Annotated in this window: 26 protein-coding genes; 17 read left to right on the plus strand and 9 right to left on the minus strand. The window is 56.5% G+C overall.

Annotation, left to right across the window (positions count from 1 at the left end; genetic code table 11):
- Positions 1 to 21: 21 nt before the first annotated feature.
- Both rnr and rlmB read left to right on the plus strand, forming a co-directional pair.
- On the plus strand, positions 22 to 2,463 hold the full coding sequence (gene rnr, locus FFB58_RS12960) for a ribonuclease R (RefSeq protein WP_138370087.1): 2,442 nt from the start codon (positions 22 to 24) through the stop codon (positions 2,461 to 2,463).
- A 64-nt stretch (positions 2,464 to 2,527) separates the two neighbouring features.
- Positions 2,528 to 3,259: a 23S rRNA (guanosine(2251)-2'-O)-methyltransferase RlmB gene (gene rlmB / locus FFB58_RS12965; RefSeq protein ID WP_039028446.1), complete on the plus strand. Its 732-nt coding sequence runs from the start codon at positions 2,528 to 2,530 to the stop codon at positions 3,257 to 3,259.
- Positions 3,260 to 3,375: 116 nt separating this feature from the next.
- Here rlmB and FFB58_RS12970 read toward each other — a convergent pair whose 3' ends face one another.
- Positions 3,376 to 4,665 carry an MFS transporter gene (locus tag FFB58_RS12970; protein ID WP_138370088.1) on the minus strand — a complete coding sequence of 430 codons (1,290 nt, stop codon included), beginning with the start codon at positions 4,663 to 4,665 and terminating at the stop codon, positions 3,376 to 3,378.
- Positions 4,666 to 4,825: 160 nt separating this feature from the next.
- Between FFB58_RS12970 and FFB58_RS12975 the strand changes: the two genes are divergently transcribed.
- Complete coding sequence (locus tag FFB58_RS12975; RefSeq protein ID WP_138370089.1) at positions 4,826 to 6,448, plus strand: isovaleryl-CoA dehydrogenase; 1,623 nt, start codon at positions 4,826 to 4,828, stop codon at positions 6,446 to 6,448.
- A gap of 3 nt (positions 6,449 to 6,451) precedes the next feature.
- Here FFB58_RS12975 and FFB58_RS12980 read toward each other — a convergent pair whose 3' ends face one another.
- The 3 genes from FFB58_RS12980 to bsmA form a co-directional block, all read right to left on the minus strand.
- Positions 6,452 to 8,377, minus strand: coding sequence for a methyl-accepting chemotaxis protein (locus tag FFB58_RS12980; RefSeq protein ID WP_138370090.1), 1,926 nt, complete (start codon positions 8,375 to 8,377; stop codon positions 6,452 to 6,454).
- Positions 8,378 to 8,549: 172 nt separating this feature from the next.
- On the minus strand, positions 8,550 to 8,837 hold the full coding sequence (gene yjfN / locus FFB58_RS12985; protein WP_039028450.1) for a DUF1471 family protease activator YjfN: 288 nt from the start codon (positions 8,835 to 8,837) through the stop codon (positions 8,550 to 8,552).
- Positions 8,838 to 8,973: 136 nt separating this feature from the next.
- Positions 8,974 to 9,303, minus strand: coding sequence for a biofilm peroxide resistance protein BsmA (gene bsmA / locus FFB58_RS12990; protein ID WP_072036607.1), 330 nt, complete (start codon positions 9,301 to 9,303; stop codon positions 8,974 to 8,976).
- Between the two features lie 138 nt (positions 9,304 to 9,441).
- Between bsmA and yjfP the strand changes: the two genes are divergently transcribed.
- Positions 9,442 to 10,173 (plus strand): esterase, encoded by a 732-nt coding sequence (yjfP, locus tag FFB58_RS12995; RefSeq protein WP_138370091.1) that lies wholly within the window; start codon positions 9,442 to 9,444, stop codon positions 10,171 to 10,173.
- Here yjfP and ulaR read toward each other — a convergent pair.
- Positions 10,170 to 10,925 (minus strand): HTH-type transcriptional regulator UlaR, encoded by a 756-nt coding sequence (gene ulaR, locus FFB58_RS13000; protein ID WP_039028453.1) that lies wholly within the window; start codon positions 10,923 to 10,925, stop codon positions 10,170 to 10,172. The two genes, yjfP and ulaR, sit on opposite strands and share 4 nt — an antisense overlap.
- A 109-nt stretch (positions 10,926 to 11,034) precedes the next feature.
- Positions 11,035 to 12,099 carry an L-ascorbate 6-phosphate lactonase gene (gene ulaG / locus FFB58_RS13005; protein WP_039028454.1) on the minus strand — a complete coding sequence of 355 codons (1,065 nt, stop codon included), beginning with the start codon at positions 12,097 to 12,099 and terminating at the stop codon, positions 11,035 to 11,037.
- A gap of 353 nt (positions 12,100 to 12,452) precedes the next feature.
- Between ulaG and ulaA the strand changes: the two genes are divergently transcribed.
- From ulaA to FFB58_RS13035, 6 genes are read left to right on the plus strand one after another with little or no spacing between them, the layout of a single operon-like run.
- On the plus strand, positions 12,453 to 13,853 hold the full coding sequence (ulaA, locus tag FFB58_RS13010) for a PTS ascorbate transporter subunit IIC (protein ID WP_138370092.1): 1,401 nt from the start codon (positions 12,453 to 12,455) through the stop codon (positions 13,851 to 13,853).
- A gap of 12 nt (positions 13,854 to 13,865) precedes the next feature.
- Positions 13,866 to 14,171, plus strand: coding sequence for a PTS ascorbate transporter subunit IIB (gene ulaB, locus FFB58_RS13015; protein ID WP_138370093.1), 306 nt, complete (start codon positions 13,866 to 13,868; stop codon positions 14,169 to 14,171).
- A gap of 9 nt (positions 14,172 to 14,180) precedes the next feature.
- Entirely contained in the window at positions 14,181 to 14,648 is a 468-nt protein-coding gene (ulaC, locus tag FFB58_RS13020; protein WP_039028457.1) for a PTS ascorbate transporter subunit IIA, read from the plus strand.
- Positions 14,649 to 14,661: 13 nt separating this feature from the next.
- A complete protein-coding gene (locus FFB58_RS13025) occupies positions 14,662 to 15,312 on the plus strand; it encodes a 3-keto-L-gulonate-6-phosphate decarboxylase UlaD (RefSeq protein ID WP_039028458.1) in 651 nt (216 codons plus the stop codon).
- A 9-nt stretch (positions 15,313 to 15,321) separates the two neighbouring features.
- Entirely contained in the window at positions 15,322 to 16,188 is an 867-nt protein-coding gene (locus tag FFB58_RS13030; RefSeq protein ID WP_138370094.1) for an L-ribulose-5-phosphate 3-epimerase, read from the plus strand.
- Entirely contained in the window at positions 16,175 to 16,861 is a 687-nt protein-coding gene (locus FFB58_RS13035) for an L-ribulose-5-phosphate 4-epimerase (RefSeq protein ID WP_138370095.1), read from the plus strand. The genes FFB58_RS13030 and FFB58_RS13035 overlap by 14 nt, the downstream gene beginning before the upstream one ends.
- Before the next feature lie 96 nt (positions 16,862 to 16,957).
- On the opposite strand, the gene yjfY is transcribed toward FFB58_RS13035, so the two are convergent.
- Entirely contained in the window at positions 16,958 to 17,233 is a 276-nt protein-coding gene (gene yjfY, locus FFB58_RS13040; protein WP_039028461.1) for a DUF1471 family protein YjfY, read from the minus strand.
- Between the two features lie 344 nt (positions 17,234 to 17,577).
- On the opposite strand from yjfY, the gene rpsF reads away from it, so the two are divergent.
- From rpsF to FFB58_RS13065, 5 genes are all read left to right on the plus strand, one after another.
- Entirely contained in the window at positions 17,578 to 17,973 is a 396-nt protein-coding gene (gene rpsF / locus FFB58_RS13045; RefSeq protein ID WP_011915632.1) for a 30S ribosomal protein S6, read from the plus strand.
- 6 nt (positions 17,974 to 17,979) lie between these two features.
- Complete coding sequence (priB, locus tag FFB58_RS13050) at positions 17,980 to 18,294, plus strand: primosomal replication protein N (RefSeq protein ID WP_039028462.1); 315 nt, start codon at positions 17,980 to 17,982, stop codon at positions 18,292 to 18,294.
- A 4-nt stretch (positions 18,295 to 18,298) separates the two neighbouring features.
- Positions 18,299 to 18,526, plus strand: coding sequence for a 30S ribosomal protein S18 (rpsR, locus tag FFB58_RS13055; protein ID WP_000135199.1), 228 nt, complete (start codon positions 18,299 to 18,301; stop codon positions 18,524 to 18,526).
- 41 nt (positions 18,527 to 18,567) lie between these two features.
- The gene (rplI, locus tag FFB58_RS13060; RefSeq protein ID WP_032616202.1) at positions 18,568 to 19,017 is read left to right on the plus strand and encodes a 50S ribosomal protein L9; all 450 of its coding nucleotides are present in this window, start codon (positions 18,568 to 18,570) and stop codon (positions 19,015 to 19,017) included.
- A gap of 153 nt (positions 19,018 to 19,170) precedes the next feature.
- The gene (locus FFB58_RS13065) at positions 19,171 to 20,112 is read left to right on the plus strand and encodes a DMT family transporter (RefSeq protein WP_039028463.1); all 942 of its coding nucleotides are present in this window, start codon (positions 19,171 to 19,173) and stop codon (positions 20,110 to 20,112) included.
- Between the two features lie 23 nt (positions 20,113 to 20,135).
- Here FFB58_RS13065 and FFB58_RS13070 read toward each other — a convergent pair whose 3' ends face one another.
- A complete protein-coding gene (locus FFB58_RS13070; protein ID WP_138370096.1) occupies positions 20,136 to 20,777 on the minus strand; it encodes an OapA family protein in 642 nt (213 codons plus the stop codon).
- 231 nt (positions 20,778 to 21,008) lie between these two features.
- On the opposite strand from FFB58_RS13070, the gene fklB reads away from it, so the two are divergent.
- Both fklB and cycA read left to right on the plus strand, forming a co-directional pair.
- Positions 21,009 to 21,629 carry an FKBP-type peptidyl-prolyl cis-trans isomerase gene (gene fklB, locus FFB58_RS13075; protein ID WP_039028465.1) on the plus strand — a complete coding sequence of 207 codons (621 nt, stop codon included), beginning with the start codon at positions 21,009 to 21,011 and terminating at the stop codon, positions 21,627 to 21,629.
- A gap of 308 nt (positions 21,630 to 21,937) precedes the next feature.
- Positions 21,938 to 23,347 (plus strand): D-serine/D-alanine/glycine transporter, encoded by a 1,410-nt coding sequence (gene cycA / locus FFB58_RS13080; protein ID WP_039028466.1) that lies wholly within the window; start codon positions 21,938 to 21,940, stop codon positions 23,345 to 23,347.
- 65 nt (positions 23,348 to 23,412) lie between these two features.
- Here the strand turns inward: cycA and ytfE are convergent, their stop codons facing one another.
- Positions 23,413 to 24,075, minus strand: coding sequence for an iron-sulfur cluster repair protein YtfE (gene ytfE / locus FFB58_RS13085; RefSeq protein ID WP_103823313.1), 663 nt, complete (start codon positions 24,073 to 24,075; stop codon positions 23,413 to 23,415).
- Between the last annotated feature and the right edge of the window lie 145 nt (positions 24,076 to 24,220).

Below are 24,220 nucleotides of genomic sequence, written 5' to 3' on the forward strand. Positions count from 1 at the left end.
GATGACAACGGAGGAACCGATATGTCACAAGATCCTTTCCAGGAACGCGAAGCTGAAAAATACGCGAACCCTATCCCCAGCCGCGAGTTCATCATTGAACACCTCACAAAACGCGAAAAGCCTGCCAACCGTGAAGAACTTGCCGTTGAATTAAACATTGAAGGCGAAGAGCAAATCGAAGCCCTTCGCCGTCGTCTGCGCGCAATGGAGCGCGATGGGCAACTCGTCTTTACCCGCCGCCAGTGCTATGCCCTGCCAGAACGTCTCGATCTGCTGAAAGGCATGGTGATTGGTCACCGTGATGGTTTCGGCTTCCTGCGCGTCGAAGGCCGCAAGGACGACCTGTACCTCTCCTCTGAACAGATGAAGATGTGCATTCACGGCGACCAGATCCTGGCCCAGCCGCTGGGTGCAGACCGCAAAGGCCGTCGTGAAGCGCGCGTCGTGCGCGTGCTGGTGCCAAAAACCAGCCAGATTGTGGGCCGCTACTTCACCGATGCCGGTGTAGGTTTTGTGGTACCGGACGACAGCCGCCTGAGCTTTGACATCCTTATTCCACCTGAAGAGGTGATGGGCGCGCGAATGGGCTTTGTGGTGGTCGTTGAGCTGACCCAGCGTCCAACCCGCCGTACCAAAGCGATCGGTAAGATTGTCGAGGTGCTGGGCGATAACATGGGTACCGGCATGGCCGTGGATATGGCGCTTCGCACCCATGAAATCCCACACGTCTGGCCAAAAGCGGTTGAAGAGCAGGTTGAAGGCCTGAAAGAGCAGGTGCCGGAGTCGGCAAAAGCGGGCCGCGTGGATCTGCGCAGCCTGCCGCTGGTTACCATTGATGGCGAAGACGCCCGCGACTTCGATGACGCCGTGTACTGCGAGAAAAAACGCGGTGGTGGCTGGCGTCTGTGGGTAGCCATTGCCGATGTGAGCTACTACGTCCGAACCGGTACGCCGCTGGACGGTGAAGCGCGTAACCGCGGCACCTCGGTTTACTTCCCGTCGCAGGTAGTGCCGATGCTGCCGGAAGTGCTCTCTAACGGTCTGTGCTCGCTCAACCCGCAGGTTGACCGTCTGTGCATGGTTTGTGAAATGACCATCTCCAACAAAGGGCGTTTAACCGGTTACAAATTCTATGAAGCGGTGATGAGTTCACATGCGCGCCTGACCTACACCAAAGTGTGGCATATGCTGCAGGGTGACCAGGATCTGCGTGAACAGTATGCTCCGCTGGTGAAGCACATCGAGGAGTTGCATAACCTCTATAAGGTGCTGGATCAGGCACGTGAAGAGCGCGGCGGGATCTCATTTGAGAGTGAAGAGGCGAAGTTCATCTTTAACGCCGAGCGTCGTATTGAGCGTATCGAACAAACCCAGCGTAACGATGCTCACAAGCTGATTGAAGAGTGCATGATCCTGGCGAACATCTCTGCGGCACGCTTTGTTGAGAAAGCCAAAGAGCCTGCGCTGTTCCGTATTCACGATAAACCGACCACCGAGGCCATCACCTCCTTCCGTACCGTACTGGCGGAGCTGGGCCTTGAGCTGCCCGGCGGCAATAAGCCGGAGCCGCGCGATTACGCTGAGCTGCTGGAATCTATCGCCGATCGTCCTGACGCAGAAATGCTGCAAACCATGCTGCTGCGCTCTATGAAGCAGGCGATTTACGATCCTGAAAACCGCGGTCACTTTGGTCTGGCGCTGCAGTCGTATGCGCACTTTACGTCGCCGATCCGCCGCTATCCGGATCTCTCCCTGCACCGTGCCATTAAGTATCTGCTGGCGCATGATCAGGGACATAAGGGCAACACCACGGAGACCGGTGGTTACCACTACTCTATGGAAGAGATGCTGCAGCTGGGCCAGCACTGTTCAATGACCGAACGCCGGGCTGATGAAGCGACGCGCGACGTCGCTGACTGGCTGAAGTGTGACTTCATGCTGGATCAGGTCGGCAACGTGTTTAAGGGCGTCATTGCCAGCGTCACCGGCTTCGGCTTCTTTGTCCGCCTTGATGAACTGTTTATTGATGGTCTGGTTCACGTTTCATCCCTGGACAACGACTACTACCGCTTTGACCAGGTCGGTCAGCGCCTGATTGGCGAATCTGGCGGTCAAACGTATCGCCTGGGCGATCGCGTTGAAGTGAAGGTTGAAGCCGTCAACATGGACGAGCGTAAAATCGACTTTAGCCTGATCTCCAGCGAACGTGCGCCGCGCAACGTGGGTAAAACCGAGCGCGAGAAAGCGAAGAAAGGGGCCGCCGGCAAAACCAGCGGTAAACGCCGTCAGGCCGGTAAGCGAGTAAACTTCGAGCCGGATAGTGCGTTCCGCGGCGAGAAAAAACAGAAGCCGAAGGCCGCGAAGAAAGAGGCCAGAGCGGCGAAAAAACCGTCGGCAAAGACCCAGAAAATAGCTGCCGCGACCAAAGCGAAGCGGGCAGCGAAGAAAAAAGTGGCGGAGTAATTCTCCCCTGACCATGATCCTCTCCCGGCAGGGAGAGGTGAACAGTAATTAATGAGAACCATCAATGAGTGAAATGATTTACGGCATCCACGCGGTGCAGGCCCTGCTGGAGCGCGCACCGGAGCGTTTTCAGGAAGTGTTTATTCTGAAAGGGCGTGAAGACAAACGCCTGATGCCGCTGATCCACGCGCTGGAAGCGCAGGGCGTGGTGATCCAGCTGGCGAACCGTCAGTATCTGGATGAGAAAAGCGAAGGCGCGGTACACCAGGGGATCATCGCCCGCGTGAAGCCGGGCCGCCAGTATCAGGAGAACGATCTACCGGATCTCATTGCCGCGCTGGATAACCCGTTCTTCCTGATCCTCGACGGCGTGACCGATCCGCACAACCTCGGTGCTTGCCTGCGTAGCGCCGATGCGGCGGGCGTCCATGCGGTGATCGTGCCGAAAGACCGCTCCGCGCAGCTCAACGCGACGGCCAAGAAAGTGGCCTGCGGCGCGGCGGAGAACGTGCCGCTGATCCGCGTGACCAACCTGGCGCGCACCATGCGTCAGCTGCAGGAAGAGAACATCTGGATTGTCGGCACCGCGGGTGAAGCGGACCATACCCTGTTCCAGAGCAAAATGACCGGCCGTCTGGCGCTGGTGATGGGTGCGGAAGGGGAAGGCATGCGCCGCCTGACGCGCGAGCACTGCGACGAGCTGATCAGCATTCCGATGGCGGGCAGCGTCTCGTCCCTGAACGTCTCCGTAGCAACCGGCATCTGCCTGTTTGAAGCGGTGCGCCAGCGCGGGTAAGGCTTTGTGGTTTTGCCGGGTGGCGGCTACGCCTTACCCGGCCTACAAAACAGAGACCCGGCACAACAATATGCACGGTCCCGTAGGCTGGGTAAGCGCAGCGCCACCCGGCACTGTCACTCCTCCAGCGACCGCAAATGGTCATCCTTCTTCAGCGTCATCAGCGCAAAAATACTTACCACCGCCGTCGCCATTACGTAATACGCCGGAATATCCAGGTTCCCCGTCTCTTTAATCAGCCCGGTAATGATTAACCCCGCACAGCCCGAGAAAATAGCGTTCGACAGGGAATAGGCCAGCCCCAGCCCGGTATAGCGCACCCGCGTCGGGAACATCTCTGACAGCATGGCCGGTCCTGGTCCTGCCAGCATCCCCACCAGACCACCGGCAATGAGCACCACTATCGCTTTCACCGCCAGCGTGCTGGACTCCGCCTGCAGAATTTTCAGCAGCGGCAGGGCGAGGATCAGCAGCAGCGCGGCGGCGATCACCATTACCGTCCGGCGTCCGATGCGGTCGCTGAGCATGCCCGACGGGATAATGGTCAGCGCAAAGCCGATATTCGAGATCACCGCAATCAGCAGCGCCTGGTTAAAGCCGGTATGCAGGGCTGATTGCAGATAGGCAGGCATGATCACCAGATAGGTATAGCCCGCGGCAGACCACACCATCACCCGGCCTATGCCCATGACAATGGCCTTCAGCGTGTCGCGGGTGCGCGCCTTTACAACCACCGGTTTGGTTTGCTGCTTCACGAAGCTCGGCGTCTCTTCCATGCTCACCCGCAGCCACAGGGCCACCGCCCCCAGCGGCAGGGCGATAAAGAACGGAATGCGCCAGCCCCAGTCGTGCAGGGCTTCTGGCGTCAGCAGCGCAGAGAGCAGCGCCACGATGCCCGCTCCGGCGAGCAGGCCCAGCGCAACGGTAAAGGACTGCCAGGCGCCGTACAGCCCGCGTTTACCGCGCGGGGCGAACTCGGTCATCAGCGACACTGCACCGCCATATTCGCCGCCAGCGAAAAGCCCCTGCAGGATCCGCAGGCCGGTGATTATCAGCGGTGCGGCAATGCCGATGCTGGCATACACCGGCACGAGGCCGATTGCCGCCGTTGCCAGCGTCATCATCACCAGCACGATAATCAGCGTGGGCTTGCGCCCGATACGATCGCCAATCCGGCCAAATACGATGGCACCCAGCGGGCGGAAGAAAAAGGCGATGGCGAACGAAGCGTAGGTGAGGATCAGGCTGGTCAGCCCCGCTTCACCGCTGAGCTGAAAGAAGTTTTTCGCAATCACGGTGGCCAGAAAACCGTACACCGCAAATTCGTACCATTCTATGAAGTTGCCGATGGAGCCAGCAATCAAAGCGCGTTTGTGGGCATCCGGCGCCCGTTGTGTGTTGTGCATTGTTATTCTCTCCATGAGTCGAGAATAAATTATTCACCATAATATCCCATAAGAAATTTATTATTCGCTCATTGTGTGACCATGTTCACGCTTGAGAGTGGCGGTAATGTGGCCCGGTCTGTCCATACTTACTCCGTTGCCACAGATGGAGGGATACACTATGCACTGGCAGACACACACTGTTTTTAATCAGCCTGCGCCACTCACCAACAGCAACCTTTTTCTTTCCGATCGTGCCCTGTGTGAAGCGGTCAATCGTGAAGGTGCCGACTGGGACGCTGACCTGCTCGCCAGCATCGGCCAACAGCTGGGGACGGCAGAATCTCTGGAGCTTGGCCGCCTGGCTAACGTCAATCCGCCCGAACTGCTGCGCTATGATGCCAGCGGAACCCGGCTGGACGATGTGCGCTTTCACCCCGCCTGGCACCTGCTGATGCAGGGGCTCTGCGCCAACCGGGTACATAACCTGGCGTGGGAAGAGGAGGCGCGAAAAGGGGCCTTCGTGGCCCGGGCGGCACGTTTTATTCTGCATGCCCAGGTGGAAGCCGGCACGCTCTGCCCGATCACCATGACCCATGCCGCCACGCCGCTGTTGCAGCAGGCCCTACCGCGGGCGTTTCACGACTGGCTGACGCCGTTGCTGAGCGACCGCTACGACTCGCATCTCGCGCCGGGCAACCAGAAGCGCGGCCTGTTAATCGGGATGGGGATGACGGAGAAGCAGGGCGGGTCGGATGTCCTGAGCAACACCACCCGGGCAGAGCGCTGCAGCGACGGCAGCTACCGGCTGGTGGGGCATAAGTGGTTTTTCTCGGTGCCGCAAAGCGATGCGCACCTGGTGCTGGCCCAGGCCAAAGGCGGCCTGTCGTGCTTCTTCGTTCCCCGTTTTCTGCCCGACGGCCTGCGCAATGCCGTGCATCTGGAGCGTCTGAAAGACAAGCTGGGGAACCGCTCGAACGCCAGCAGCGAAGCCGAGTTTCTCGACGCCACCGGCTGGCTGCTGGGGGAAGAGGGGGAAGGGGTGCGCCAGATCCTGAAGATGGGCGGCCTCACCCGTTTCGACTGCGCCCTCGGCAGCCACGGCCTGATGCGCCGGGCCTTCTCGGTGGCGCTGTACCACGCCCACCAGCGGCAGACTTTTGGTAAAAATCTGATCGATCAGCCGCTGATGCGCGATGTGTTAAGCCGCATGGCGCTGCAGCTTGAAGGCCAGACGGCGCTCCTGTTCCGCCTGGCGCGGGCCTGGGATCGCCGGGATAACGAGCACGAGGCGCTGTGGGCGCGGCTGTTTACCCCGGCCGCGAAGCTGGCGATCTGTAAAGCGGGCATCCCGTTCGTTGCGGAAGCGATGGAGGTGCTGGGAGGGATCGGCTATTGCGAAGAGAGCGAGCTGCCGCGCCTGTACCGCGAGATGCCGGTCAACAGCATCTGGGAAGGCTCGGGCAATATTATGGGACTGGACGTGCTGCGGGTGCTGGCGAAGCAGCCAGGCGTGCTCGATCTGCTCGCGGCGGATTTTGCCGAGGTCAAAGGCCAGGATCGCCATTTCGATCGCAGCTGGCGGCAGCTCCAGCAGAAACTGCGCAAACCGCAGGAGGCCCAGGGCAGGGAGATCGCCCGGCAGATATACCTGCTGGGCGCGGGCGCGCAGATGCTGCGCCATGCTTCCCCACCGCTGGCACAGGCCTGGTGCCGTGAAATGCTCGACGCCCGGGGCAGATCCCTGCTCAGCGAGCAGATACAGGACGACCTGCTGCTGCGCGCCACGGGCGGCGTGGCCTGAGTGTTACAGGCGGAACAGACTGACCAGGTTGGTGAGGTGCGAACCCTTCTCCCGCAGGGTTTGCGCCGTCTGTTCGCTACGCGAGACGCGGTCGGCGTTGATGTGCGACGCTTCGCCGATGTGCGTCATCGCCAGATTCACCTGACCGATACCTGCCGACTGCTCGCGGGAGGCGTGGTTAATCTCCGTGACCAGTTGGCTGATGTTGTCGATGTGCTCGATGATGCTCTCCATCGCCTGGCGGGTCTGCTCCGACAGGGCGTGGCCCTCGCTCACCTTACTGAGCGTATCGCCAATCAGCTGTTCAATCTCCTTCACCGCGTTGGCGCTGCGTGCCGCCAGAGCGCGAACTTCCTGGGCGACCACGGCAAAACCTTTACCGTGCTCACCTGCCCGGGCCGCTTCTACTGCGGCGTTCAGCGCCAGAATATTGGTCTGGAAGGCAATGCTCTCAATCACCCGCGTGATGGCTTCGATACGTTTCGATGCCTCGCGAATATCATCCATGGTGGAGACAGCATTGCTGACGGTCTCCCCGCCCTGATGCACCGCCCGTGAGGTTTCGCCTACTAACTGCTGGGTCTGCTCCATATTGGCCGCGTTCTGCTGCACGGTGGCCGCCAGCTGCTCCATACTGGCAGAAGTCTCTTCCACGCTGCTGGCCTGCTTGTTGATCTGCTCGGAGATCTCGCCGGTATCCGCCGCCAGGGCGTTGGTTCCCAGATGAATATCTCCCGCGGCTTCCCGCACCTGCAGCACGATTTTTTGCAGGCCGCCGCCAATGCCGTTGATGGCGTTGATCAACTGGCCCACCTCATCCTGACGGGTGGCTGGCAGGGTGGCGCGCAGATCGCCTGCGGCATACTGTTCCGCCAGACCAATCACATCGCGCAGCGGGCGTGACAGCCAGCGGCGGATAATAAACACGAACAGCATGGCAAAGAGCGCCGACAGCGCCACACCCGCCAGCAGGAAGCGATCGCGCAGGCTGCTCACATCGGCCAGCAGGACGCTTTTATCCACTTCGCCCACTATCGTCCAGTTCCAGCCCGGCAGCGGCGTCCAGGCCATAATCAGCGTGCTGCCATCATTGCTCTTGCGCTCCAGGGTACCGGAGCGATCCCCCAGCAGCTGTTGCTGAACGGCGTTATCCCACTTCGGCAGTTGCCCCTCTTCGGCGCTATGGAACAGATACTGGCCATGATTTTTGCCATTGCTGCGGTCCAGCACAAAGAAGTGACCGCTCTCGCCCAGACGGCGGCTGAGGATCTTCTCGCGCATGACGTTCCAGGAGTGGGTGATATCGACCCCGACGAAGATAATGGCGATCACCTGTCCGCCCGCGTCTTTTACCGGCTGATACTGGGTGATATAGCGTTTGCCGAACAGCAGGGCGAGGCCGCGATAAACCTCGCCTGTGTTGACCACCGCCCAGGCCGGGCTGGCACGATCGAGAACGGTGCCGATAGCCCGGTCGCCGTTCTCTTTACGCAGCGAGGTCGCCACGCGGACAAAATCGTCGCCGCTGCGAACAAACAGCGTCGAGATCGCCCCGGTGCGACTCAGAAAATCATCCGGCGTGGCGTTGTTCTCGTGGAGTTCCGTCTCGCCGCCCTTCAGCAGAGGAACGTTCTGACCGTTAATCGCGCGGGTCTGGCTGGCATCAAGGTTCAGCGGCTGCGGCAAGAAGGTGGTGAACAGGCGGGTATAGCTCTCCACCTCTTCGGTGAGGCTGGTATTGAACATCTGCACCATATCCACCACGCCGGTGGATTGATTATGCAGGTCTTCAATGGCCAGCGATTCGAGTTTTTGACTGGTGTTGTAGCTCAGGAGAAAAGTGAAAAGCAGAAAGAGCGTGGCAACGCTCAAGCCAGTAAGCAGCGACAGCTTAGTGCCCAGACCTGCACGGCGAAAAAAATTGATCATAAATTGCTCATTGTTAAAAAGGTATCGCTTTTCAACGGCAGAGCGGGGATAACATTTATTCGGTTTATGTAACAAAATGTTACAAAGATGTCTCTGGGCAGTAACGGCAAGGATAATAAAATTGTAAATATTAAAAAGCCACTCTTTTTTAGTGGCTTTTTATTGGCGCTTTTCAGGCATAGATAATGGCCTGTGCCCGCCAGCGATCGACATGGCTCTCTTCCTGCATTTTAATGATGCGATACCAGGAGGCACCCTGCTCATCAGCTTTTAGCGCAATCATGCGCTCTACGTCCTGCGGGCTCCCTGAGATATCACTCACGGAGATCAATCCAATTTCATTTAAACCTGTCACACAATCCGCGCTGGCAAATTCAGCTGACTGTGCAGCCGTACTCAGCAGACCTGCTGAGAGCAGCAGTGAGGTCAAAGCAAGAGATCGTTTCATCGTTAGCTCCATTTTACGTATCCCCGGAATCCGCCGGGCAATCCTTCGCTAATAAACTCACTTCCATTGTCACAGGCATGGAGTTTATTGTGGACAGGAAAACGTCTATGGACGCAAAGCAGTGTAAATGTCGTTTAAATACCGCGCGTTATTTACGGTATAAAATGGCCTGCGAATACCATTGCCCTGTTACGATAGTTTCATCGATAAGGGTAATGACGTAATAATCTGCATTCGCGGCGACAGCTTTTGCTTTAATGGCATCTTCCACATCGTCGGGAGAGCCGCGCTCAAGTGCGGTCACGGTACCCATTCGCTGTAATCCTTCCGTCTGATTACGACGAATTTCCTGGGGGTGATCGGCGACCGGTGGTGCGGGCTGTGGCGTACCTTCCAGCACGCTACATCCGGCTAACAGCAGCATCAGCGTTAAAGCAGCAACCCTTCGCATAACCATATCTCGTTTCCTGATAGCCATAGTGTAGATCTCTGTTGATTTGACATTGGGGGAATGTTCCCAAATTGTTATCTGATACGTAAATTTCGAATGAAAATTGTGTGAAAACGTAAGCCAGTTCTCAACATTATGATTCACCCTAAAGTATGAGGCCCACTGATGATTGAAATTGAAGTCCGGCAGCTTGGCGACCATGAGATTGTACATGCCGTTCCGGCGGGAAAACGGTCTGAACCGTTGCCGGTTGTTATTTTTTATCATGGTTTTACCTCCTCAAAGCTGGTCTACAGCTATTTTGCGGTGGCGCTGGCACAGGCAGGTTTCAGAGTGGTAATGCCGGATGCGCCCGAGCACGGGGCGCGTTTTACGGGTGATGAGCAGGCTCGTCTGGGGCAGTTCTGGCCAATCCTGCATGGCAATCTTACCGAGTTTGCCGCGCTGCGGGACGCTCTGTATCAGGCCGGGCTGGTGGCCGATGAACGCCTTGCGGTGGCCGGGGCCTCGATGGGCGGCATGACCGCGCTGGGGATTATGACGCACCACCCTGAGGTGAAGTGTGTGGCAAGCCTGATGGGCTCTGGCTACTTTACGTCGCTGGCCCGGACGCTGTTTCCGCCGCTGCAGCCTGAGGCATTCGCGGCGATGGTCTCTCCGCTTGCCGACTGGGAAGTGACAACCGCGCTACCGCGTCTTGCCGACCGCCCGCTGCTGCTCTGGCATGGTGAGGAAGATGATGTGGTGCCTGCCGGAGAAACATTCCGTCTGCAGCAGGCGTTACGGCAGGAAGGACTGGATAAAAATCTGACCTGCCTGTGGGAGGCGGGGGTGAAACACCGCATTACCCCGACCGCGCTCGACGCCACGGTGGCGTTTTTCCGCCAGCACCTTTAAACGCGCAGGATCGTCACCCCCTGATCTTCCAGTTTCTGGAGGATCTGCGGGTTGGCATTTTTGCCGGTGATCACCATGTCTATCTGCTCGGCACGGCTGAACAGCATGCCCGCACGCTCGCCGACCTTGCTGCTGTCGACCAGCACCACCAGCTTGCCGACCACGTTCAGCATGTTCTGCTCCGCCATCGCCGTCAGCATATCGGTTTTATACAGCCCTTCGGCGGTGAGCCCTTTGCCGCTGGTAAACATCCAGTGCCCGGCATAGAGCGTGTTCTCGCTGTCCTGCGGGCTTAAGGTGATGGACTGGCTCTTATTGTACTGGCCGCCCATGATCACCACGCTTTCATGCTCCTGATCGATCAGGTAGTTGGCCAGCGGCAGGTAGTTAGTGATGATCTGCACCGGTTTGCCGCACATTTCACGGCCCAGCAGGAAAGCGGTGGAACCGCAGTTAATCACCACGCTTTCGCCGGGATTGACCAGCTGGGAGGCGGCTCTGGCGATACGCACTTTCTCGTCGTGGTTCTGCGCCTGATGAATATTCATCGGCGACCAGCGTGGGCGCTGCTGGCTGATCCCTTCGGCGCCGTTGCGCACCTTTTTCAGCTTGCCGCTTTCATCAAGTTTGTTGATATCCCGGCGCGCGGTGGCGGGAGAGACGCCCAGCCGGGCAATCACCTGCTCAACGGTGACAAACCCGGTTTGCGCCAGGAGATCCAGTAAAATTTGATGCCGCTGTGCTTCCGTCATGAGCTATTCCGAAATAAATTGATGTTAAAAGATGATATTTGAAATAGCCTGAAAATACTAAGCAAAATGTTCTATCGCCAGGCAAGGCGCCTGGCGATCTCCTGAAAGATTACAGGAACGATTTGAACGGCAGATCGGGCTCAATGGTGAAGCAATCATCAAAGCCGCGCGGGTAGTGATACTCAAAATTGTCTTTATCCAGCGGCCAGGTAAATTTGCCGCCCACCTGCCAGATAAACGGCTTAAAGCCATACTTCAGCCGGTCTTTTTTCATCTCCCACAGCACGCGGATCTCCTGCGGATCGGCCTGGAAGTTTGACCAGATATCGTGATGGAACGGGATCACCACCTGGGTATTCAGCGCTTCCGCCATGCGCAGAATGTCGGCGCTGGTCATCTTATCGGTGATGCCGCGTGGGTTCTCGCCGTAAGAGCCCAGCGCCACGTCGATATGGTGCTCGTTACCGTGTTTGGCGTAGTAGTTGGAGTAGTGTGAGTCACCGCTGTGGTACAGCGTGCCGCCCGGGGTTTTGAACAGATAGTTCACCGCGCGCTCGTCCATCCCGTCCGGCAACACGCCGGCTGCCTTCCGATCGGCCGGCAGGGTAATCAGTGCGGTGCGGTCAAACGCGTCAAGGGCATGAATTTCGATGTCTTTGATTTTTACCACGTCACCCGGTTTCATGACGATGCAGCGCTCTTTAGGCACGCCCCAGCCGATCCATAAATCGACACAGGTTTGTGGCCCGATAAAGGGCACGTCTTGCGGACAATTCTGCATTACCGCTGCCGCAACGTTGACGTCGATATGATCGTTATGATCGTGGGTCGAAAGAACGGCGTCGATCTGACGAATCGCAAAAGGATCGAGGACAAACGGCGTGGTGCGAAGGTTCGGCTGCAGTTTCTCGACACCTGCCATACGCTGCATCTGATGGCCTTTTTTCATCAGCGGGTTGCCATGGCTCTGTTTGCCGGTGCCGCACCAGAAATCAACGCAGACATTGGCGCCGCCCTGAGACTTCAGCCAGATGCCGGTACAGCCCAGCCACCACATCGCGAATGTGCCCGGCGCGACCTGCTCCTGTTCGATCTCTTCATTCAGCCAGCTACCCCATTCCGGGAAAGTGCTCAGGATCCATGATTCGCGGGTAATGGTATTCACTTTACTCATTGTCAGACTCCCTATCTATCAAAAGTAATCATTTGGTGATGTGTTTTGATTTATATTGTCACCGATGAATCAGCAATGCAATGCCATTTTGCGAGGGTTGCGGCAAACTCAGGCGACTACCCTGAAAATTCCTGAATGTGATTTTGTTACTTATATTTATATAATATATTGATTTAAAATGGATTTATAGGGTGGCCGTGAATGCATATAAAGGCATTAATCTTTACGGGGAAATAATTTGCGTGATGCGTCACAAATAATCAAAATAAATCTTGTGGTGATTATTTGTGATTAATAGAGTGGGGGCTGTTGTACGAGCATTACGCATCGTACTGCCTTTACCGGAGAGTGTTATGGAGATCCTCTACAGCGTCTTTACCGTCTTTTTTAATCAGGTAATGACCAATGCCCCGCTGCTGCTGGGTATCGTGACCTGCCTGGGCTATATCCTGCTGCGTAAAAGCGTGAGCGTGATAATCAAAGGCACCATCAAAACCATCATCGGTTTTATGCTGCTTCAGGCGGGTTCAGGCATTTTAACCAGCACCTTTAAGCCCGTTGTCGCCAAAATGTCGGAAGTTTATGGCATTAACGGCGCGATTTCAGACACCTACGCCTCAATGATGGCCACCATCGAACGCATGGGCGATGCCTATAGCTGGGTGGGATACGCCGTCCTGCTCGCCCTGGCGTTGAACATCATTTACGTTCTGCTGCGTCGGATCACCGGCATCCGCACCATCATGCTGACTGGCCACATCATGTTCCAGCAGGCCGGTTTGATTGCGGTTTCCCTCTATATTTTCGGCTATTCGATGTGGACCACCATTATCTGTACGGCGGTGCTGGTCTCACTCTATTGGGGGATCACCTCCAATATGATGTACAAACCCACGCAGGAAGTGACCGACGGCTGCGGTTTCTCCATCGGCCACCAGCAGCAGTTTGCCTCATGGATTGCCTATAAGGTTGCCCCGTATCTGGGTAAAAAAGAGGAGAGCGTTGAGGATCTGAAGCTGCCCGGATGGCTGAATATCTTCCACGACAACATCGTCTCTACGGCGATTGTGATGACCATCTTCTTTGGCGCCATCCTGCTCTCCTTCGGCATTGACGTTGTGCAGGCCATGGCGGGTAAAACCCACTGGACCATCTACATCCTGCAAACCGGCTTCTCCTTCGCCGTGGCGATTTTCATCATCACCCAGGGCGTCCGCATGTTCGTCGCCGAGCTGTCTGAGGCCTTCAACGGTATCTCTCAGCGTCTGATTCCCGGCGCGGTGTTAGCGATTGACTGTGCGGCGATTTATAGCTTCGCGCCGAACGCGGTGGTGTGGGGCTTTATGTGGGGCACCATCGGCCAGCTGATTGCGGTTGGCATCCTGGTGGGCTGCGGCTCGTCCATCCTGATTATTCCTGGCTTTATCCCGATGTTCTTCTCTAACGCCACCATCGGCGTATTTGCTAACCACTTCGGCGGCTGGCGCGCGGCGCTCAAGATCTGCCTGGTGATGGGCATGATTGAAATCTTCGGCTGCGTGTGGGCGGTCAAGCTCACCGGTATGAGCGCCTGGATGGGGATGGCGGACTGGTCGATTCTGGCGCCGCCGATGATGCAGGGCTTCGCCTCTGTCGGCCTGATCTTTATGGGCGTCATCATTCTGATTGCACTGGCTTATATGTTCTTCGCTGGCCGTTCGCTGCGCGCTGAAGAAGATGCGGAACAACAAACAGCAGAAGTTTCTGCTCACTAAGGAGTTTTGATTATGACCGTACGTATCCTGGCCGTGTGTGGCAATGGGCAAGGGAGCTCCATGATCATGAAGATGAAAGTGGACCAGTTTTTAACCCAGTCAAAAATTGACCACACGGTGAACAGCTGCGCGGTGGGTGAATACAAAAGTGAACTGAACGGCGCGGACATCATCATCGCCTCAACCCACATCGCCGGTGAGATTAACGTGACTGGCAATAAATACGTGGTGGGCGTGCGCAACATGCTGTCGCCTGCGGACTTTGGCCCAAAACTGCTGGAAGTGATCAAAGCGCATTTCCCGCAAGACGTGAAGTAAAGAGGCCTTATGAAACTACGTGATTCGCTGGCAGAGAATAACTCCATCCTTTTACAGGCCGAGGCCAGTACCTGGCAGGAGGCGGTAAAGCTGAGCGTCGATCTGCTGGTTAAGGCTGACGTTGTAGAGCCGCGCTATTACCAGGCCATTCTTGATGGCGTCGAGCAGTTCGGGCCGTACTTTGTGATTGCCCCGGGGCTGGCCATGCCGCATGGCCGTCCGGAAGAGGGCGTCAAAAAAACCGGTTTCGCCCTGGTCACCCTGAAAACGCCGCTGGTGTTTAACCATGAAGATAACGACCCGGTGGACATCCTGATCACCATGGCCGCCGTGGATGCCAACACCCATCAGGAAGTGGGCATTATGCAGATCGTCAATCTGTTTGAAGATGAAGCCAATTTTGACCGTTTACGCGCCTGCCGCACCGCGCAGGAAGTGCTGGATTTAATCGACAACGCCACAGCGGCGGCAGTTTAAGAGGGATTTGAAAATGTCATTACCTATGTTACAGGTTGCCCTGGATAACCAGACCCTGAACCACGCTTACGAAACCACGCGTCTTATCGCCGAAGAAGTAGACATCATCGAAGTAGGCACCATCCTGTGTGTCGGCGAGGGGGTTCGCGCCGTCCGCGACCTGAAAGCCCTCTACCCGCATAAAATTGTGCTGGCCGACGCCAAAATTGCCGATGCGGGCAAAATCCTGTCGCGGATGTGCTTCGAAGCCAACGCCGACTGGGTCACGGTGATCTGCTGCGCGGATATCAACACCGCCAAAGGCGCGCTGGAAGTGGCAAAAGAGTTCAACGGTGACGTGCAGATCGAACTTACCGGCTTCTGGACCTGGGAGCAGGCCGAAGAGTGGCGCGCCGCAGGCATTCAGCAGGTGGTCTATCACCGCAGCCGCGATGCGCAGGCCGCGGGCGTTGCCTGGGGCGAAGCGGATATTAGCGCCGTTAAGCGTCTGGCGGAGATGGGCTTTAAGGTGACGGTTACCGGCGGGCTGGCGCTGGAAGATCTGCCGCTGTTCGCGGGGATCCCGATTCACGTCTTTATCGCCGGTCGCAGCATCCGCGATGCCGCCTCGCCGGTGGAAGCGGCACGCCAGTTCAAACGTTCCATCGCCCAACTGTGGGGATAAGGAGCGGCTATGTTAAGCAAACAGGTGCCGCTTGGCATCTATGAAAAGGCGCTCCCCTCGGGGGAGTGCTGGCTCGAACGACTGAAACTGGCGCAGTCGCTGGGGTTCGATTTCGTCGAGATGTCGGTGGATGAGACGGACGAGCGCCTCTCCCGTCTCGACTGGAGCCGCGAACAGCGTCTGGCGCTGGTGAACGCCGTCGCCGAAACCGGCGTGCGCGTGCCATCAATGTGCCTTAGCGCCCACCGTCGCTTCCCGCTCGGCAGTGAAGATGACGCCGTGCGGGCAGAGGGCCTTGAGATCATGCGTAAAGCGATTCGCTTTGCCCAGGACGTAGGGATCCGCGTTATCCAGCTGGCCGGTTATGACGTCTACTATCAGGAAGCCAATGACGAAACGCGCCGCCGTTTCCGGGATGGGCTGAAAGAGAGCGTGGAAATGGCCAGCCGTGCGCAGGTGACGCTGGCGATGGAGATCATGGATTACCCGCTGATGAACTCCATCAGCAAGGCGCTGGGCTATGCCCACTACCTGAATAATCCGTGGTTCCAGCTCTATCCCGATATCGGCAATCTCTCGGCGTGGGATAACGACGTGCAGATGGAACTGCAGGCGGGCATCGGCCATATCGTGGCGGTCCATGTGAAAGACACCCGCCCCGGCGTCTTCAAAAACGTGCCGTTCGGCAGCGGGATCGTCGATTTTGAACGCTGCTTCCAGACGCTAAAACAGAGCGGCTACTGCGGGCCTTATCTGATCGAAATGTGGAGCGAAACCTCAGACGATCCGGTTCGCGAAGTGGCGCTGGCGCGCGACTGGGTGCGTGAGCGGATGGCGCGAGCCGGGCTCGGAGAGGATCAGCATGAAGCAGCTTAAACAGCAGGTATTTGAGGCAAACATGGATTTGCCGCGCTACGGTCTGGTTACCTTCACCTGGGGAAACGTCAGCGCCATCGATCGGGAGCGTGGGCTGGTGGCGATCAAACCCAGCGGGGTCGCCTACGAGACCATGCGCGTCGATGACATGGTGGTGGTAGATCTCAGCGGCAACGTGGTGGAGGGACAATGGCGCCCTTCGTCTGATACCGCGACCCATCTGGTGCTGTACCGGCGTTACCCCTCTCTTGGCGGGGTGGTGCATACCCACTCGACCCATGCGACCGCCTGGGCGCAGGCAGGGCTGGCGATCCCGGCGCTCGGCACTACCCATGCCGACTACTTCTTTGGCGATATCCCCTGTACCCGGGCCCTAACCGAAGCAGAAGTGCAGGGCGAGTACGAGCTCAATACCGGCAAGGTGATCATTGAAACGCTGGGAGAGGGTGAACCGCTGCACAGACCGGGTATTGTGGTGTATCAGCATGGCCCCTTTGCCTGGGGAAGCGATGCTCACGATGCCGTGCATAATGCCGTAGTCATGGAAGAGGTCGCGAAAATGGCGTGGATAGCTCGCGGCATTAATCCGCACCTGAAGCCCGTCGACAGCTATCTGATGAACAAACATTTTATGCGCAAGCATGGTGCCAATGCCTATTACGGCCAGAAGTAAGAGAAGTAAAAGAAGAAAAAAAGCCCCCGGGCAGGGGGCTAATCAGACTATGACAATTTTTTCGTTGTTGGCTTTCCTGGTGCTAGCGTCAAAGCGTTACCGATAGATATCTGCGCTGACGTGCATATTGCCGTTGCTGCCCGGTTCACGGGTGAGCATGACGTGATAGTAGCGGGCATCCCGCGCATCGGCTTCTGCATTAATGGCTTCAGTCGCTTCACTTTCCGTGGCGAAGTTATGGTTGATATAAATGACGCCCAGGCTTTGCACATCATCCATATTTCTGGCCTGTCGGCCGTCAACCTGAATGGCTGCAGTCGCGTTTGCACTCAGCAAAAGCGCAGCCAGAAGGGCAATGGTGATCTTTTTCATGATATGCGCTCCACGACAAACTACGGTGCGACGATATTCACGGCTGTCTTTTATCCTGAGACAGGGTCTGATTAAAGTGTAAGCATGAATCTCACAGGCTATGGCGACCATTTCTGATGCTGTTGTTCAAAAAAACGCCGCGATCGTCCGTGAGCAATGGTAAATCACCCACTTAGACCCGCTTTGCGCTTTGTGCGAATTATTTGCGCAATCAGCTTGAGTTTCCTGGGGGGCGCAAGTATTATGACGCGTCAATTTTTCAGCCGACCTTTAACACGTTCCTTGCCTCCCCGGGCCTCGGCTGACCCAGACAGGAGGCTGAATAATCCGTAAGGAGCAATTCGATGCGTCATTACGAAATCGTTTTTATGGTCCATCCTGACCAGAGCGAACAGGTTCCGGGTATGATCGAGCGCTACACTGGTGCAATCACTGCAGCAGAAGGCACGATCCACCGTCTGGAAGACTGGGGCCGCCGTCAGCTGGCTTATCCGATCAACAAACTGCACAAAGCTCACTACGTTCTGCTGAACGTTGAAGCGCCGCAGGAAGCGATCGATGAGCTGGAAACTAACTTCCGCTTCAACGATGCCGTTATCCGCAGCATGGTTATGCGTACCAAAAACGCAGTGACCGAAGCATCTCCGATGGTTAAAGCGAAAGACGAGCGCCGTGAGCGTCGCGATGATTTCGCAAACGAAACCGCAGATGATTCTGATGCTGGGGATTCTGAAGAGTAATTTCTGATGACCAACCGTCTGGTGTTGTCCGGTACCGTGTGCAGGACCCCACTTCGCAAGGTCAGCCCATCAGGAATTCCTCACTGCCAGTTCGTGCTTGAGCATCGTTCAGTGCAGGAGGAAGCCGGGTTTCACCGGCAGGCGTGGTGCCAAATGCCCGTTATTATTAGCGGACACGAAAACCAGGCCATTACTCACAGTATAACGGTCGGTAGTGCAGTAACGGTTCAGGGGTTCATCTCTTGCCACAAGGCAAAGAACGGCCTGAGCAAACTAGTTCTGCATGCCGAGCAGATTGATTTGATAGATTCTGGAGACTAGCCAAATGGCACGTTATTTCCGTCGTCGCAAGTTCTGCCGTTTCACCGCGGAAGGCGTTCAAGAGATCGACTATAAAGATATCGCAACGCTGAAAAACTACATCACCGAAAGCGGTAAGATTGTCCCAAGCCGTATCACCGGTACTCGTGCAAAATACCAGCGTCAGCTGGCTCGCGCTATCAAACGCGCTCGCTACCTGTCCCTGCTGCCGTACACTGATCGTCATCAGTAATCGGGCACGGTCCATTAATACGACTTTAAGAGGATAAGGTAATGCAAGTTATTCTGCTTGATAAAGTAGCAAACCTGGGCAGCCTGGGTGATCAGGTAAACGTTAAAGCGGGCTACGCTCGTAACTTCCTGGTTCCACAGGGTAAAGCTGTTCCTGCTACCAAGAAAAACGTAGAGTTTTTCGAAGCACGTCGTGCTGAACTGGAAGCCAAACTGGCTGACGTTCTGGCGGCTGCTAACGCTCGCGCTGAAGAAATCAACGCACTGGGCACCGTTACTATCGCGTCTAAATCAGGCGACGAAGGTAAACTGTTCGGTTCCATCGGTACCCGCGATATCGCTGATGCAGTAACTGCAGCTGGCGTTAAAGTGGCTAAGAGCGAAGTTCGTATGCCGAACGGCGTTCTGCGTACCACCGGTGAGCACGAAGTGGACTTCCAGGTTCACAGCGAAGTATTCGCGAAACTGGTTGTTAACGTTGTTGCTGAGTAAGTAATTACTCTTCACCACGTCGAAGCGCCGGCCTTGTGCCGGCGTTTTGCTTTTTAACGCGACCGGCCCCTTTCTTTGTGACTTGTATGGTGGCTATTCCTTGCGCATTCCCTGATAATAAAATGAAACGACATTTTATCTTTGGGATTTGTCATGGACACCGCTCTGCCTGCACCGCTTTTCTCCCGTAAAAACATCGTCTTCGCCAGCGCGACGCTGTGCTGCCTGTTATGGGGTAGCTCCTATCCCGCCATTAAGAGTGGCTATGAACTCTTTCAGATAGCCGCCAACGACATTCCGTCAAAAGTGGTCTTTGCCGGTTATCGCTTTGTTTTTGCAGGCCTGCTATTGCTGCTGTTAGCCCTGGCTCAGCGCAAGCCGATTGGTCGGCTCAGCCCGCGACAGTTCGGACAGCTGACGGTCCTTGGCCTGACGCAGACTGCCATTCAGTACACCTTCTTTTATATCGGCCTCGCCTACACAACGGGTGCTAAAGGCTCGATCATGAACGCGACCGCCACCTTCTTCAGCGTTATGCTGGCGCACTTCATCTATCAGAACGACAGGATCAGCTACAACAAGGCCCTCGGGTGTATCCTCGGTTTTGCCGGGGTGATGATCGTGAACTTTAACAGCGGCTTGCAGGACTTCCACTTTGTCTGGAACGGGGACGGTTTTGTGGTGCTGGCGGCGTTTATTCTCTCTGCCGCCACGCTCTACGGTAAACGCATTTCTCAGACGGTCGACCCGATGGTGATGACCGGCTGGCAGCTGGCGATTGGCGGGGTGATGCTGGTGGTGGGCGGTTACATCACCGGCGGAACGCTGGCCGTCCCCAGCTTCAAGGCGGCGGCTATCCTCGGCTATCTGACCCTGCTCTCCTCGGTTGCGTTTGCCCTGTGGAGTTTGCTGCTGAAACACAACCGCGTAAGCATGATCGCCCCGTTCAACTTTTTAGTGCCGGTCGCCGGAACCGTACTCTCGGCCATTTTCCTCGGTGAGAATATCCTCGAGATCAAATATGCCGTGGCGCTGGTGCTGGTCTGCTCAGGGATCTGGTGGGTCAATAAAGAGAGTGGAAAGCAGGCCCGGTAAGCCTTACGCCACCGGGCGAACTGCTATTTAGCGCGGATAAAGCTGCCGTCAGACTGACGGGTAAACAGCACCTGCTGGCCGTTTCCGCTGTCAATGGTCAGCCCGGTTACCACGCCGCTCGCATTCTGGCGGATCTGCACCATCTGGCCGTTTTGCAGATTGCTCAGCGGCTTGCCAGCTCCTTCAACCTGCGCCATGGCATAGACATCGGTCGGCGGCAGGTTATGATCGCGGAACAGCTGCGCCAGGGTTTTACCCGGCTCTACCCGATAGGTCCGCCACTGCTGCTCAATACCGGGAGGGGATTGCCGGGACTGGACAGGCGCGGCGGCCTGCTCCTGGGGTTGATCCTCCTGAATCGGCTCCGGCTCAACAGGGGCGATCTGGCCGGGATCGTTAGACGGGGCCACCAGCTGCGTCTGGATCGGCTGTGCGTCGGGCTGCGGCTGCGTCTGCGAACGAATATCCAGTTCGGCATCGCGACGAACCGGCGTCGTCGCGCTGTCGTCCGCGCCGCCTGGCAGCAGAAATCCGACAATCACCATCAACGCACCAATAATAATGCCTCTGCGGTGCAGGGGCGGCAGCGGGTCCATGATGCGAAAGTTATCCGGCGCATGCCAGATTTTCGTCAGGGTAGGTTTTAGTTCAAATGGCCCGGGCATGGCTCTCCTCCTGCTCCGCGTCTTTTTTCCTGTCCCGAGAAGTATAGTTTGCTAACTGCCTGATGAGCGTAACAAAGCCGGCTTCCGTGACACGCATTCGGGAAAAATCCAGATAGTCTCTATTGTTTCCGTTTCGTCGCAATTTGTCATCTTTCCATAAGACAAAGTTTTACCGGATGGAAGGTGGCTGTTATGCTGCCCGCTACTTTAAATGTGATGGAAGGAAATCCCATGACCACCCCGACTTTTGACACAATCGAAGCGCAAGCAAGCTACGGCATTGGTTTGCAGGTAGGACAGCAGCTGAGCGAATCAGGTCTGCAGGGTCTGTTACCTGAAGCGCTGGTGGCGGGTATCGCCGATGCGCTGGAAGGTAAACAACCGGCGGTTCCGGTAGATGTGGTTCACCGCGCGCTGCGTGAAATCCACGAACGTGCTGACTCCGTGCGTCGCGCCCGTTTCGAAGAGATGGCTGCGGCAGGCGAGAAATTCCTCGAAGAGAACCGTGAGCGTGAAGGCGTGAACAGCACCGAAACCGGCCTGCAGTTCCGCGTACTGACTCAGGGTGAAGGCCCAATCCCGGCGCGTACCGACCACGTTCGCGTGCATTACACCGGTAAACTGATCGACGGTACCGTGTTCGACAGCTCCGTTGCCCGCGGCGAACCGGCAGAATTCCCGGTAAATGGCGTGATCCCAGGCTGGATCGAAGCCCTGACCCTGATGCCGGTTGGCTCTAAATGGGAACTGACTATCCCGCAGAACCTGGCCTACGGCGAGCGCGGCGCTGGCGCGTCCATCCCGCCATTCAGCACCCTGGTCTTCGAAGTTGAGCTGCTGGAAATCCTGTAAGCGACCTTCCTCTTCCTCTCCCCGACAGGGGAGGGGAAATCAGTTAAAAAACCTATAGTTACGCGCCAATCAACAGATTATCTTGCAAAAGGTCACAGTAAGTGTATTTTTGTGAGCTGTTTTGCGTTACTTAAGTGATATGACACTCAGTTTCAACATGTTGTTAACATAATATTTAAATCATAGTATTCATCCCGCCGATTCTTACCTAATATCGATGAGTCCTTAATCGGGGCCGTCGCTTTTCGATGTAATAAAGGGCCAGAAGAGCCTGAACAACACAGGTAGTCACAACAGGAAAACATCACATGGTAGATCAGGTAAAAGTCGTTGCCGACGAAGAGGCACCGTCTGAACAGTCGCTACGGCGCAATCTCACAAACCGTCATATTCAGCTTATCGCCATCGGCGGTGCTATCGGCACCGGGCTGTTTATGGGTTCAGGTAAAACCATTAGCCTTGCCGGTCCGTCGATCATTTTTGTCTATATGATCATCGGCTTCATGCTCTTTTTCGTGATGCGTGCAATGGGAGAGCTGCTGCTCTCGAATCTCGAATACAAATCCTTCAGCGACTTTGCCTCCGACCTGCTCGGGCCGTGGGCGGGTTACTTTACCGGCTGGACCTACTGGTTCTGCTGGGTTGTTACCGGCATGGCCGACGTGGTCGCCATTACGGCCTATGCGCAGTTCTGGTTCCCGGGGCTGTCTGACTGGGTAGCCTCGCTGGCGGTCATCGTCCTGCTGCTGAGCCTTAACCTCGCCACCGTGAAAATGTTCGGTGAAATGGAGTTCTGGTTCGCGATGATCAAAATTGTCGCCATCGTTGGCCTGATCGTGGTCGGCCTGGTGATGGTGATGACGCACTTCACCTCTCCGAGCGGCGTGCAGGCTTCGTTTACCCATCTGTGGAATGACGGCGGCTGGTTCCCGAAAGGGCTGAGCGGCTTCTTCGCCGGCTTCCAGATTGCGGTCTTTGCCTTCGTGGGGATTGAGCTGGTGGGCACCACTGCCGCAGAAACCAAAGATCCTGAGAAGTCGCTGCCACGGGCAATTAACTCCATTCCCGTGCGTATCATCATGTTCTATGTCTTCGCGCTGATCGTCATTATGTCGGTTACGCCGTGGAGCTCCGTCGTCCCTACCAAGAGCCCGTTCGTTGAGCTGTTTGTGCTGGTAGGCCTGCCGGCTGCGGCGAGCCTGATTAACTTCGTGGTGCTGACGTCAGCGGCCTCTTCGGCCAACAGCGGCGTGTTCTCCACCAGCCGTATGCTGTTTGGCCTGGCGCAGGAAGGCGTAGCGCCGAGCGCGTTCGCGAAGCTCTCTAAGCGTGCGGTACCGGCGAAAGGGCTGACCTTCTCCTGTATCTGCCTGCTGGGCGGCGTGGTGATGCTCTACGTGAACCCAAGCGTGATTGGCGCGTTCACCATGATCACCACCGTCTCTGCGATCCTGTTCATGTTCGTCTGGACCATTATCCTGTGCTCGTACCTGGTGTACCGCAAACAGCGTCCGCACCTGCATGAAAAATCGATCTACAAGATGCCGCTTGGCAAGCTGATGTGCTGGGTCTGCATGGCGTTCTTCGTGTTCGTACTGGTCCTGCTGACGCTGGAAGAGGATACCCGTCAGGCGCTGATCGTCACGCCGCTGTGGTTTATCGCGCTGGGGCTGGGCTGGCTGTTTATCGGTAAGAAACGTATGGCAGGTGTAAGGTAAAAGCAAAACGGCAACTTCGGTTGCCGTTTGTAGGCCCGGTAAGCGTTAGCGCTACCGGGCTTTTTTTATTCCCCGGCAAGCGCCCGCGGGAACAGCACGTTATTCTCGAGACTGATGTGTTCCATCAGGTCGTCAATCATCTCGTTAATCCCGTTATACATCGCGCGCCAGGTGGTGCAGGCATCCGCAGGCGGGGTCACGTTATGGGTGATGTGCTTAATCACTTCGACCAGTTCACCGGCGTCGTCGTGTTCGCTTTCCATCACGCTGATAGGCCCCATCGCCTGGCTACCCATCCCCTGTTTGATCATCGGGAACAGGATCTGCTCCTCTTTCATCATGTGGCTGGAGAGCTCTTCATGCAGCAGGGTCAGGTTTTTCGCCAGGCCGCGCGGAACGGAGGCTTTTTCGGCATGGACGCGCTCAACCTTGGTGGCCTGCAGGATCAGCTCCGGCAGCTGTTCGCGGTGGCGGTCATGGAAACGCACGATGATGTGGTCGATGATCTCTGCCAGCGCCACGCTGCGCCAGTCTTTTTCCAGCGGCTGCTCGGCCAGTTTTGCCAGTTCAGCTTCGATGAGGTCCAGATCCAGTTCCTTGCGCGATGCGGCACGCGCCAGGGTCTGCTTACCGCCGCAGCAGTAATCCATATCGTATTTACGAAACAGCGCGGAAGCGCGTGGGATGGAGAGCGCCAGCTCGCCTAAAGGTTGGTCGCGGAAGGCCATGGTCGTTACCTCATCGTTATTTGATAAGATGTATTTTAAATGCATCTTTAAGGTGAAGATATAACCCTTTAGGAGCAGAGGATTAAAAAGGGGGCAATTCACAAAAGTTTCTTATGATTTAACTTGCTGAATGGATTTGATAATT

Source organism: Enterobacter sp. MF024 (assembly GCF_005843915.1).
In the GTDB taxonomy this organism is placed as follows: Bacteria; Pseudomonadota; Gammaproteobacteria; order Enterobacterales; family Enterobacteriaceae; genus Enterobacter; species Enterobacter barmai.

What these genes read in the sequence shown, in the direction of transcription:
- FFB58_RS13070 (WP_138370096.1), bottom strand. Translation starts at nt 20,777, where the DNA reads ATGCCCGGGCCATTTGAACTAAAACCTACCCTGACGAAAATCTGGCAT.
- FFB58_RS13030 (WP_138370094.1), top strand. Translation starts at nt 15,322, where the DNA reads ATGTTAAGCAAACAGGTGCCGCTTGGCATCTATGAAAAGGCGCTCCCC.
- FFB58_RS13035 (WP_138370095.1), top strand. Translation starts at nt 16,175, where the DNA reads ATGAAGCAGCTTAAACAGCAGGTATTTGAGGCAAACATGGATTTGCCG.
- ytfE (WP_103823313.1), bottom strand. Translation starts at nt 24,075, where the DNA reads ATGGCCTTCCGCGACCAACCTTTAGGCGAGCTGGCGCTCTCCATCCCA.
- rplI (WP_032616202.1), top strand. Translation starts at nt 18,568, where the DNA reads ATGCAAGTTATTCTGCTTGATAAAGTAGCAAACCTGGGCAGCCTGGGT.
- fklB (WP_039028465.1), top strand. Translation starts at nt 21,009, where the DNA reads ATGACCACCCCGACTTTTGACACAATCGAAGCGCAAGCAAGCTACGGC.
- FFB58_RS12980 (WP_138370090.1), bottom strand. Translation starts at nt 8,377, where the DNA reads ATGATCAATTTTTTTCGCCGTGCAGGTCTGGGCACTAAGCTGTCGCTG.
- rnr (WP_138370087.1), top strand. Translation starts at nt 22, where the DNA reads ATGTCACAAGATCCTTTCCAGGAACGCGAAGCTGAAAAATACGCGAAC.
- ulaB (WP_138370093.1), top strand. Translation starts at nt 13,866, where the DNA reads ATGACCGTACGTATCCTGGCCGTGTGTGGCAATGGGCAAGGGAGCTCC.
- yjfP (WP_138370091.1), top strand. Translation starts at nt 9,442, where the DNA reads ATGATTGAAATTGAAGTCCGGCAGCTTGGCGACCATGAGATTGTACAT.
- ulaG (WP_039028454.1), bottom strand. Translation starts at nt 12,099, where the DNA reads ATGAGTAAAGTGAATACCATTACCCGCGAATCATGGATCCTGAGCACT.
- priB (WP_039028462.1), top strand. Translation starts at nt 17,980, where the DNA reads ATGACCAACCGTCTGGTGTTGTCCGGTACCGTGTGCAGGACCCCACTT.
- ulaA (WP_138370092.1), top strand. Translation starts at nt 12,453, where the DNA reads ATGGAGATCCTCTACAGCGTCTTTACCGTCTTTTTTAATCAGGTAATG.
- rpsR (WP_000135199.1), top strand. Translation starts at nt 18,299, where the DNA reads ATGGCACGTTATTTCCGTCGTCGCAAGTTCTGCCGTTTCACCGCGGAA.
- FFB58_RS13065 (WP_039028463.1), top strand. Translation starts at nt 19,171, where the DNA reads ATGGACACCGCTCTGCCTGCACCGCTTTTCTCCCGTAAAAACATCGTC.
- ulaR (WP_039028453.1), bottom strand. Translation starts at nt 10,925, where the DNA reads ATGACGGAAGCACAGCGGCATCAAATTTTACTGGATCTCCTGGCGCAA.
- bsmA (WP_072036607.1), bottom strand. Translation starts at nt 9,303, where the DNA reads ATGGCTATCAGGAAACGAGATATGGTTATGCGAAGGGTTGCTGCTTTA.
- rlmB (WP_039028446.1), top strand. Translation starts at nt 2,528, where the DNA reads ATGAGTGAAATGATTTACGGCATCCACGCGGTGCAGGCCCTGCTGGAG.
- rpsF (WP_011915632.1), top strand. Translation starts at nt 17,578, where the DNA reads ATGCGTCATTACGAAATCGTTTTTATGGTCCATCCTGACCAGAGCGAA.
- FFB58_RS12970 (WP_138370088.1), bottom strand. Translation starts at nt 4,665, where the DNA reads ATGCACAACACACAACGGGCGCCGGATGCCCACAAACGCGCTTTGATT.
- cycA (WP_039028466.1), top strand. Translation starts at nt 21,938, where the DNA reads ATGGTAGATCAGGTAAAAGTCGTTGCCGACGAAGAGGCACCGTCTGAA.
- yjfN (WP_039028450.1), bottom strand. Translation starts at nt 8,837, where the DNA reads ATGGAGCTAACGATGAAACGATCTCTTGCTTTGACCTCACTGCTGCTC.
- FFB58_RS13025 (WP_039028458.1), top strand. Translation starts at nt 14,662, where the DNA reads ATGTCATTACCTATGTTACAGGTTGCCCTGGATAACCAGACCCTGAAC.
- yjfY (WP_039028461.1), bottom strand. Translation starts at nt 17,233, where the DNA reads ATGAAAAAGATCACCATTGCCCTTCTGGCTGCGCTTTTGCTGAGTGCA.
- FFB58_RS12975 (WP_138370089.1), top strand. Translation starts at nt 4,826, where the DNA reads ATGCACTGGCAGACACACACTGTTTTTAATCAGCCTGCGCCACTCACC.
- ulaC (WP_039028457.1), top strand. Translation starts at nt 14,181, where the DNA reads ATGAAACTACGTGATTCGCTGGCAGAGAATAACTCCATCCTTTTACAG.